Below are 2,061 nucleotides of genomic sequence, written 5' to 3'. Positions count from 1 at the left end.
GACCCGGTCCTCCAATCCAGCTTTCCGGCAGCCACCTGTTCATAGAGATAGAGTACCACCGGCAGCTTGATCGTGCTGGCAGGAGGGATCGGTGTTTTCTCATTGATCCCGAATTCCTCTCCTGAGGCCAGGTCTTTTAAGTAAATACCATAGGTTCCCGGCAGAGTTGCTGTGAATTTTGCGACTTCTTCTTGCAGCGGCTGATAGTCGGGTTTGGGATTCAGCGGTTTCAGGGACTGGGTTCCGATAATTTGCCCTACCGCAAAGACCAGCATAACAAACGCGAGCAAAGCCACAACAAGATAGGCTCTTTTTCGCCTCGGCATTGCCCACTGCTCACCTCTCTTTGAAATTATTGTTTCTATATAATATCCCCAGGTCCAAGAGGTGTGATTCTGGGAAAAATTGAGGGATCAATCAAGGGGTTATTGTTAATAATTCCTGGAAATGTTTATTTACTTTTATGGTAGATGCGGGAGCCTTTTAGAGGGGGGGAGGGTAAGTCCTACTACCCAAGAAATTTCTAGAGGTGCCATCAATTTGACAGTCAGAATCTATTCGTTTAACATATAGGTATCAAAATGTCGCAAGATACTTTGATTTGCTGCTTCTTTTATGTGCCTGCCTTGTATTACTTTAGTTATTTTACCCATTATTAACTACATTAACTACATAATGCAACTATGGATTTATAGAAAACATCAGTCTATGGACTAATATGTGTTTTGAGGTAAGCTGCATGTATGAATGTTAGAGTCCGGTGTTGTGAGGGAAATAACAGAAAGGCTGGTATATGCTGTTATATAAAATAGGGGTTGATACCAATGCTAAATGAGTATGCAACGAATAGCAAATTACTAAAAACGAAGTTTAGGTGAAGATGTATACAAACAAATTCTTGATAACTCGTATGATGAGATTTTTGTATTGGACAGGGATGGGTATGTCATTTATGTTAATAATGTCTGTGAAAGGCATTATGCTTTGAAAGCAGATGATGTTTTGGGCAGACATATTGATGAATTAAATGACCTGGACTATTGGTCTCCTAATATTATGCCTATCGTCCGCAGGGAGAAAAGAAGAATTACCCGTGAGCAAACCACATTTTTGGGTAGAAAGCTTTTGACCACTGCAACCCCTGTATTGAATGAGAAGGGTGAAATTATATTCACTGTATATAATACCCGTGATACTACACAATTGGAAGCTATTAAGCAAGAGTTGGAAGTAACGCGGCAAGCTTTGACTGCCAGCAAGGGGAAAAATGACAGCAGCGAAAACCGCTGTGATATTATTACACATAACATAAAAATGAAACAGCTCATAAACTTCGCAGAACAGGTTGCAGGGGTAGATTCAAATGTTTTGATCCTGGGTGATACAGGAACCGGAAAAGGGTTGTTTGCCAGACATATTCACAGGAACAGCCTGCGAAAAGACGGCCCTTTTATAACTATTAACTGTGCGGCAATCCCTGAGGATCTGCTGGAATCAGAACTGTTTGGATACTCACATGGTGCTTTTACAGGTGCAAACAAGAGTGGTAAAAAGGGCTTAATTGAACTGGCCGATAAGGGAGTCCTGTTTTTTGATGAAATTGGGGAGCTGTCTCTCAGACTGCAGGCAAAGATCTTACATTTTATTCAGGAACGGCAGTATATCCCGGTAGGTGGCACCGAAATGAAGACTGCTGATGTCAGGGTATTATCTGCTACGAACCGTTGATTTGCTTGAGATGATTGGCTAAAGGTGAATTTAGAGAGGACCTTTTTTACCGCCTGAATGTCATAGAAATCAACATTCCTCCGTTAAAGGAGCGTCCTGAAGATGTACGAGCCTTAACATCGTATTTTCTAGGAAAATTCAATGCTAAATATAATGTTTGTTCGAGATATTTCTAAGGATGTGTGAGTAGTATTCTGCTTGTCCATGACGTAGCTGGGACCTGGGAATTGTACGTGAATTAAGAGAATTTTTATTGAGAGACTTGGTGGTCATTGTGGCGGGAAATATGAAAATAAAACCGTGCCTAACTTAACATTAATGCAAGATGAAGAA

Annotated in this window: 2 protein-coding genes and 1 pseudogene; 2 read left to right on the top strand and 1 reads right to left on the bottom strand. The window is 41.0% G+C overall.

The window, feature by feature from the left end; genetic code table 11:
* The coding region (locus tag SSCH_RS04995) for a serine hydrolase (protein WP_044664517.1) at window positions 1-326 on the bottom strand (326 nt) is incomplete at its 3' end.
* A 562-nt stretch (window positions 327-888) separates the two neighbouring features.
* Between SSCH_RS04995 and SSCH_RS20795 the strand changes: the two are divergent.
* A pseudogene (locus tag SSCH_RS20795) lies at window positions 889-1,215 on the top strand (PAS domain-containing protein); the annotation flags it as partial.
* Window positions 1,204-1,728 carry a sigma-54 factor interaction domain-containing protein gene (locus tag SSCH_RS04990; protein WP_269746121.1) on the top strand — a complete coding sequence of 175 codons (525 nt, stop codon included), beginning with the start codon at window positions 1,204-1,206 and terminating at the stop codon, window positions 1,726-1,728. The pseudogene SSCH_RS20795 and the gene SSCH_RS04990, both read left to right, overlap by 12 nt.
* Window positions 1,729-2,061 lie beyond the last annotated feature (333 nt).

The sequence above is a fragment of the Syntrophaceticus schinkii genome (genome assembly GCF_000946815.1).
GTDB lineage: Bacteria > Bacillota > DSM-12270 > Thermacetogeniales > Thermacetogeniaceae > Syntrophaceticus > Syntrophaceticus schinkii.
This window is presented reverse-complemented; position numbering and strand designations above follow the sequence as displayed.